General features: G+C 35.0%; 5 protein-coding genes. 4 read left to right on the forward strand and 1 reads right to left on the reverse strand.

What is annotated here, in order from left to right:
- The first annotated feature begins 234 nt into the window (after positions 1-234).
- A complete protein-coding gene (locus tag AC3DU7_RS18190; protein WP_488040726.1) occupies positions 235-1,539 on the forward strand; it encodes an AAA-like domain-containing protein in 1,305 nt (434 codons plus the stop codon).
- Positions 1,536-3,254: an AAA-like domain-containing protein gene (locus tag AC3DU7_RS18195; RefSeq protein WP_488040727.1), complete on the forward strand. Its 1,719-nt coding sequence runs from the start codon at positions 1,536-1,538 to the stop codon at positions 3,252-3,254. Before AC3DU7_RS18190 ends, AC3DU7_RS18195 begins: the two co-directional genes overlap by 4 nt.
- A 377-nt stretch (positions 3,255-3,631) precedes the next feature.
- Here AC3DU7_RS18195 and AC3DU7_RS18200 read toward each other — a convergent pair whose 3' ends face one another.
- Entirely contained in the window at positions 3,632-3,859 is a 228-nt protein-coding gene (locus tag AC3DU7_RS18200) for a hypothetical protein (RefSeq protein ID WP_488040728.1), read from the reverse strand.
- Between the two features lie 884 nt (positions 3,860-4,743).
- Here AC3DU7_RS18200 and AC3DU7_RS18205 point away from each other — a divergent pair.
- Together AC3DU7_RS18205 and AC3DU7_RS18210 are read left to right on the forward strand one after the other, a co-directional pair.
- The gene (locus AC3DU7_RS18205) at positions 4,744-6,258 is read left to right on the forward strand and encodes a hypothetical protein (RefSeq protein WP_488040729.1); all 1,515 of its coding nucleotides are present in this window, start codon (positions 4,744-4,746) and stop codon (positions 6,256-6,258) included.
- Between the two features lie 181 nt (positions 6,259-6,439).
- Complete coding sequence (locus tag AC3DU7_RS18210) at positions 6,440-7,621, forward strand: DUF1822 family protein (RefSeq protein ID WP_488040730.1); 1,182 nt, start codon at positions 6,440-6,442, stop codon at positions 7,619-7,621.
- Positions 7,622-8,504: the final 883 nt, after the last annotated feature.

Consider the following 8,504-nt stretch of genomic DNA (forward strand, 5'->3'; position numbering starts at 1 on the left):
ACGGTTAGAGTTAAGCTCGAAATACATCTGTAAAAATACGGTCAAATAAGATTATAGAATAGGCAAATTAAAAAGTTGTCGAAAATCGACAGTTAAGATCGAAAAAATTTTTAAAAAATTGAAAAGCACTCATAGCAATACTTTCAGGATGAATTTAGTTAAAAATCGACAGGAATATTTTGCCACGTTGTCGATAATCGACAGCATTAATTATGAGGGTGATACAATAATGAAATGAAAGTAAGAAGACCTAGTTATGTCCTAACAACAACAGGACAAAAGAAAATTTACCGGAAATTTCCTCAAGGATACAATTGCAGTCAAATTGCCAGGGAGGCTTTGATACATCGCACTACTGTGGCAAGAATTATGCAAAAGAATCAAGGGGTGAATTTGAACAACCTGGAAAAAATTTTTAACTACCTTAATTTAGATTTAGAATCAACAGATTATGAGGAAATACAAAATCATCACAATATTATTTCTGGAGAAAATCAAAATGGCGATCTCTGCCAAAATCATAAATTACAAAAGTATGTTGAACGCCCATTAGTTGAACAACAGATTTACAAAAGTCTGTTATTTACTGACTGTATTCTCAGAATAAAAGCACCTAATAACATGGGAAAAACTATGTTGATAAACCGGGTGTTAGAGCAGTTAAAAGCAAAGGAAAATTACAGAACTGTATCTATTAGTTTTCGGGACGCAGACAATAGTCATTTATCCGAATTGAATAAATTATTGTGCTGGTTATATACTAATGTCAGCGATGGACTAAAGAATAAATTAAAATTCCTTAATCAATTAAGTAAATGGGATGACTCGACTAAAATTTTCGGGAGTAAAAAGACTTGTACTAATTACTTTGAACAATATATATTGCAGAAAATAGACCAGCCATTGGTTTTATGTTTAGATAATTTAGAGTTACTTTTTATCAACGAAAATATTTGTCAAGAGTTTTTAGGAATGCTCCGTTCCTGGAATGATAAATCTAGTAGAAATTCTCCCTGGCAAAAATTACGATTAGTTCTATCTTATGCTCCTAATACTGATATTAAAATCAATTCAAATTTGTCACCTTTTAATATAGGTACGATGATTGATTTACCAGAGTTTCTCCCCGAACAAGTTCAACAATTCACTGAAATCTATCAACTTAATTGGGATGAATTTCAAGTTAGGGAACTAATGAATATGGTGGGAGGTCACCCTTATTTAGTGGAGTTGACTTTTCGTAGTTTAAAAACTTGTAATGGTATTGGATTAGAGAAAATTTTAGAAACTGCTCCTACAAAAGATGGTATTTATCATAGTCCTCATTTACAAGAATATTTGGCAATTTTAAAACAGCATTCAGATTTAGCTAAAGTTTTTTTGAGTATCATTAAGGGCGAGTATTTAGAGGAGATGGAAAGTCATGCTATTAAAAAACTTATGAATTTAGGGTTAGTTAAATATCAAGATGGCAAAGTATTAGTTAGGTGTGAACTTTATCGATTATATTTTGAAAATTATTTAGGAGATGTCAAATGAGGGTAAGTTCTGAATCTAATTTTAATTATAAGGTGGGAGGTAGTCTGGATTTTAATTATCCTAATTATATAGAGCGATCGGCGGATATAAATATTTACAAGGCTCTGGAAAAAAGAGAATATTGTTATATTTTTAATGGGCGACAAACGGGTAAATCAAGTTTACGAATTAGGACGGCAGAACGACTGAAAAAAGCAGAAGTTGCTTGTGTGGAAATAGACTTGATGGCAATTGTGAGTGAGGGCAGTAATGTCGGACAAATTTATGCTGGGATTTTACAAGAAATAGCTAGTGGTTTGTCTTTGGCAGTTGACTGCTTAAGTTGGTGGTTAGAAAGGGAAAAGTTAGCACCTCAAAAACGTTTGATTGAGTTTATTGAACAAGTAGTTTTTACTGAGGTTGACAAAAGTATTGTAATTTTTATTGATGAAGTAGATTGTTTGCGTATATCTGATTTATCTCTGGAAGTTTTTCTGGGTTTGATGCAATCTTTTTATCAAAAACGAAAAAGTAATCCAGCATATAAACGTTTAACTTTTGCTTTGTTTGGCGTGGTAAAAACTTCCGATTTTTCCCATACTATTATTGGTAATAGAATTGAGTTGGAAGGTTTTGAATTTTCAGCAGCTTTACCCTTGGCAGAAGGATTATTAGAAAAAGCAGACCGCCGTCAAGAAGTTCTCAAAGAAATAATTCATTGGACGGGAGGACAACCATTTTTAACACAAAAATTATGTCAATTAGTTTTAACATCCCCCACTAAAATTTCTACAGGTTCAGAAAAACAGGAGGTGGAAAAGTTGGTATTCTCAAATATTATTAATAACTGGGAAATTCACGATGAACCACAACATTTAAAGACGATAGGCAACCGCCTACTGAATAGCAAAAATTCTACCGACAAATTATTAAGGCTATATCAGAAAGTTTTACGAAGGGGAAAAATTTCAGTAAAAAATAATCCCCTACAAACAGAATTACAGTTAGCAGGGTTAGTGAGGAAAGAGCAAGGGAAAATCAAAATTTATAATCCCATCTATGCTGAAATTTTTAACCAAAGTTGGGTAGAAAAAATCTTAGCAGAAAAATATCCCATCAAAATAAACGATCATATTCGATGGGTAAGTTTATTATTGCTATCTTTAGCAAGTTTCCGTTTACTATTTCCCCAACTTTCTGTGCAACTAAACGAGTTTGGAACTAAGAACTATTTTACTGCCCAATATCAACTAGCTCGTTTTTATTTCCAATGTGCTTTACTCTTAAAACCAAACTACAAAAAAGCACACTATAATCTGGGTGCAACTTATGAAAAACTGCAGCAATTTAAGAAAGCACGGAATGAGTACAATATTGCCGAGGGAATTTCAGAAGCTTATAGCAACCTAGCTCGACTTTGTATCCAAGACAAGAAATATTCCGAAGCTATTACCCTACTCGAAAAAGGCTTGCAGAAAAAAAAAGCTAAAACCGATCTACTCCTTCGCTATGCTTTGCTCAAAAATATGGGTTGGGTATTGTTGGAACAACAGCGTTATCCAGAAGCAGAAGGTTACTTGGGCGAGGCCATTGAGTTGATGGATACTCGAGCGATCGCTTATAAGTTACTGGCACGGTTACTGGAAGCGAAGGGAGATAGGGAAGAAGCACGAATTATCTGGCAAAAATTTCGGCAGTATGCTCTCAATGAGTCAAGACAAGAATATGAGTATTAGATATTGAGGGAGTAGGGAGTAGGGAGTAGGGGAGTGGGGGAGTGCGGGAGTGGGGGAGTGCGGGAGTGGGGGAGTGCGGGAGTGCGGGAGTGGAGGAGTGGGGGAGTGGGGAAGTGGGGGAGTGAGGAGATGGTAATCAAAGATAGCGTTACTATTCAGAAATGAGATTATATCAAATCCGTTTAATTCGGTATAAAAAAATCTTCCATCTGAGCGCCATTGCCAAATCTTTTTTATAGCATTACGCAAATAGGTTAGGGCAATCATAGACACTCAAACGAGCGTTAGGGATTACTTCTAACTTCTGACTTGCGCGTAGCGCTATATCGCCCCACATTCCCCTCCTGGGAGTAGTAGGGGTGGGTTCCCACACTCCCCTAATTTGGAGGAAGAGTGTTTCCAGGTTCTTCATCTGGATCTTCGTCTTCTTGGGGATTCAAGAGTAATTTTTCAATTTCAGGAGCATCTATGAATGCAAAAGTTAAAGTTTTTGCTTTAGATGGGGAAAAAGTGATATAGCTGTCCCCATACTCCGGCAACGTTCTCAAGGCAATAATATTGGGCAATAAAGCAATAAAATTTAAGCTAATGAAACAAAGTAACATTTGGATGACTCCTATGTATGTTGTTTATTTCTGTCTCTATAAACCTCTTTGTCTGAAGGAGAAAATTTATGCATTTATTAGGAAAGGCGGAGGGCAGGAGGCGCTTATACAGAGCGGAAGTTAAAAGTAGGACTTATGCAAATTCACCTTGAAAACGTCATTTGTAGGGGCGTTTTGCTAGCGTATGACTTGCGACATATATTTCCGCCATCCTGCACTGGCTAATAAACTGATAACTATTTAAAAGCTTAAAACTCAGGCAACACCAGATTTTTTCTTCTTTCTTCTGCTATATAACTGCATAATTAAGAAATCTACAGACAAATAAGATAGAGTAACAAGATAAATATTTTTTTTGCAGGTAAATAAACAACTGAAAACAATAAAAATTTTTATATATCTTGCATTCAATTAGCTACATATGCTAGGTTAAATACAAATAATTAATCAAGCATTAAGCAATCCATAACTTCAGTAAACGGCCTAGCTTTAGCTTTAAAACTAGGCAGATGTGATTTTAATGAAATAAATTTTCCTGTAATTATCATGTTCATATAAGGTTATAATTTCAATGCGAACTTATAATTCACAATTGTTAACTGTTAACTTGATTTACAGCTAATTCAAAAAATCACAACAGCCATAATTAAAAGAAAATGGATTAGCAATACTCCATTATCTCAGGACAGAATTAGTATTACAGGAGGTACTGATAGCGTAGCTCCTCTGCTAGGAGGCTAACTGATAATTGATACAGCAGTTTCCGAAGCTATGAGGTACAGTTGTTTTTATTCTTTTCTGTTCCCTGTTCCCTGTTCCCTATTCCCTATTCCCTCAAACCTAAAATTTTGTACCTCATAACAACGGGAAACGCTTTAACTGAAGTGACATCTACAATCAAAGGTGAAAATATGATTTTTAATAGAGATACCAAAGCAAAATTTTCGACCTTCTTAAATATAGAAGAAAAATCAAATAAACTAGGAGTAATCAATCTCCAAATAGTACCTAAACTAGCCAAAAATTTCGATGGTATATTTCAATTAAATCCAGAAGTAAATGAAGAATATTTTGCCAAATATTTTGTTAAAGAAGTGCAAAAAAAACCTCTAAATAAGCTAGGCAAAGAACACTTATCAGCATATTTAGAAGAACCCTGTTTCTGGCTGGCAACTAAAGAACTTAATCAACAATTGGCACCCATAAAATGGCAGGAATTAGATTGCTTTCAAGAGGCAAGAAAAATTGCAGCTGAACCTAGTAAAATATTTTCTAAATATAATTTTACTGACACCTCAGTGACAACCTGGGCAAAACTACAAATCAAACATAAAGTCAGACAAACAGCTTATGTAGGCAAAGAATTTTGTAAATATGCACCTTGGTCTGCACCTAAGTATTTGAGTGAAAAGATGCTGAGAGAAGCTCTACAAACTAAATCAAAAATCAAGACACAAAAAGAAATTGAAAGTTGTGTTTTAGTCTTCAAATCTTACAAAGAAGTTTATAGCAGTAACCAGCCAGAAAGAATTGGAGGAAGGCTAGCAGAACCAAATAAAAAACAGTGGGAAGATATTAAAAGTCACTATAATAAACGATGTTCTCGCTATAACAATAAATTATCCTCCGATAATAGTGAACATCTAGAATTAATAACTGATTTTCAGCAAATTAGAAACACAATTCTTGCCTGTGTAAAAGTAGCAAGAAGCTATTGTTGTATTGGTGTTGCTGAAGATATTGAGACAGATTTCAAGCCAATAGATAACATGATCTCAGTTAATTATCAGCCACTAGAAATAGAGGGTGAAGAAAAAAAGCAAATAATCTCAGTATGTTTGTCTGAGTTTTCCAAACTAGCACCAGAATTTCAGAAACTAATGCAGTTATCTTACGGCTTAAATATCTCGCAAATGGAAATGAGTGAGATATTTGGTATACACCAATCTCAAATATGTCGAAAAATTAAAGATCGTGAAAAAAAGCTATTAAGAGCTTTGGAGCAATGGTGTCAAGCGAATTTTGAAATTCCTCCAAATGAAGGAATTCTCAAAGAACGTAGTAAATTTTTAAAAGAGTGGTTGAAATACTATTTTCAGCAGCAATTTTATCGGGTATTGCAGGAAAATTTATTAGGCCAGCAAAAGGAAAAAATTATGATTTTGCGACTACATTATGGTGAAAGATTAAAGCTAGATACTGTGGCAGAAAAGTTAAAAGTTTCTCAGCAAAAAGTTGCCGAAGAAATTGAGATAGTACAGCAAAAACTACAGATCTTTTTACAGCAATGGATAATGGAAAAAATGGAGATTTGTTTACCAATGTCTGCCAATAAAAGAATCGCCAATTTTGTAGAGGAATGGTTGAAAATTGCGCCTTACGCAATGTGGCATTCGTAGGGGGAATGTGGGGGAACCTACCCCTACTGCTCCCAGGAGGGGAATGTGATAGCCCATTGCTCGGCCATGTTTGTTACGAGAACAGTGGGAGCATTTCACCAAGATAAAATATAATTCCTTATTTTAAGCCTCCCTATTACAGGAGGTACTGATAACTGATAACTGATAACTGATAACTGAAATGACATTAACTCTAGATGAATTAACAATAGTATTTCCAGACCAATTATTATTAGAAAATTCCCCAGAAGAAACCGAACAACTCTGGCAAGAATCTCAAAATTATTCTAATGATTCAGCTAGATGGAATGCTTACTTGAATCGTCTTTGTTTAAATATGACAATTAAATATTTAACAGAAGATACACAACCAGAAGAAATACCACAAATATCATTAAACTTAGAAACTTTAAATCAAATTTGGGAAGTGGTAAACGGTAGTGCTATTTCCATAGGAGAAACTAGAATTATTCTCATACCAACAGAAGAAATAGATACAGAAGAATTTGCCATTCCCCAGGAGTGGGTAGATTTGCCAAGTTTGGTAGGTGACTATTATTTGGCAGCAGTGATGGAGCCGGAAGAATATAGGATGAGAATTTGGGGTTACACCAGTTATCAAAATCTCAAAAGCAAAGCAAACTATAACGAATTAGACCAAATTTATTATTTGGGGCAAGAATTTATGACTGAAGATTTAAATGTCATGTGGGTAGCACGGGAACTTTGTCCCCAGGCAAAACCATCAGTTGAGGCAATAGAAAATTTATCTGTAGATGAAGCAATTACTTTAGTGGCACAGTTGGGGCGATCGTCTCCTTATTCTCCCAGGTTGGAGGTGGAGTTTGAGAAGTGGGGAGCGTTGTTAGAAAACCAGAGTTTATTGCGGATGTTGTATGAGCAGAGGTTGGAAGGCGATCGCCCGACTGCTACAAATTTATTGCAATGGTTTGAGGGAATATTTGAAACTGGTTGGCAAACTATTGAGGAGATTTTAAATGTTGAGCAAGCAGAAATTGGTTATAGTTTTCGTAGCTCACTGAGGATATCCCGGGGTAAAAAGATCGATCTAGGAATGCAAATTTCTGAGGAGTCAGTTGCTTTAATTGTGCATTTACTTGCAGAAAATGAGATAGAAAAAGAGGTGAATATTCAAGTACATCCGATGGGAGAAGAAGTTTATTTACCACCGGGAGTTAAGTTAATAGTTATAGATGAGTTTGGGGAAGAATTAGCATTCGCACAATCTCGCGATGCCGATAATTTTATTCAGCGGAATTTTACTGCTGAAGCAGGAGACAGATTTAGTATTGCTGTGGCATTGGGAGAGGCTAGAATTATTGAAGATTTTTATTTGGAATAGTAGTTTAAATTCACATTCCGCACCACAAAATGTAGTGTAGAAGAAGGAGTCAGGAGACAGAATTTTATATCATGTCCGGTTGAATACTTAATTATTAAAATAGTAGGGGAGCGGGGAGTTCATTAATGGATAATGGATAATTGATAATTGATAATTACCTCTGGTTAAAACCGTTACGGAATTGAATATCAGGAGATATTATTTCTTTTCTTGGTTGATTGGATATGGCGAGGTCCCCTCGCCATCCCTCAACCACTTTTTTTCCCTTAAAAGGGGAGGCTTTAAACCAGAATTGTTTAATTATTAATAATTAATAATTCGGTAAGCATTCAGCCGTCAGCTATCAGCTATAAGTTGTTAGCTAATTATCAGCTCAAAATAGGAATTAGTCTCTAAGGAGAATTAAAATTTATAAAAAAATGTCTTCAGCTAACCTTAGTAATTTCTTGAATATGTTCAAAAGTTGTTTGCGCAGCATTCCGTAGGAAATACTGAATGCTTACGTCAGGAGTAGGGGAGTAGGGAAAATAGAAATATTTACTGTTTAAGCACTTATGATAAGTTTTTTCATCACTAATTATCCGGACATGATATTAGAAGAAAATCATAGCTGCTATTGCCAAATTTTAGGCGTTTCATGGTACTACAATTATCAACTTTCCTCTTCCTTCTTATTTCTTCCTTCTTCCTTCTTCCTTCTTCCTTCTTCCCTCTTCCTTCTTCCTTCTTATTTCTTCCTTCTTATTTCTTCCCTCTTCCTTCTTCCTTCTTATTTCTTCCTTCTTATTTCTTCCTTCTTATTTCTTCCTTCTTCCCTCTTCCTTCTTCCTTAAAAAATCATGGAAAACTATCGCCGAAAAAATCTCCGAGGTCGTTCTTTTAA

The sequence above is a fragment of the Okeania sp. genome, assembly GCF_983059655.1.

Excerpts from the sequence above, each read along its gene's own strand:
- AC3DU7_RS18190 (WP_488040726.1), top strand. The coding sequence starts at position 235 with ATGAAAGTAAGAAGACCTAGTTATGTCCTAACAACAACAGGACAAAAG.
- AC3DU7_RS18195 (WP_488040727.1), top strand. The coding sequence starts at position 1,536 with ATGAGGGTAAGTTCTGAATCTAATTTTAATTATAAGGTGGGAGGTAGT.
- AC3DU7_RS18200 (WP_488040728.1), bottom strand. The coding sequence starts at position 3,859 with ATGTTACTTTGTTTCATTAGCTTAAATTTTATTGCTTTATTGCCCAAT.
- AC3DU7_RS18210 (WP_488040730.1), top strand. The coding sequence starts at position 6,440 with ATGACATTAACTCTAGATGAATTAACAATAGTATTTCCAGACCAATTA.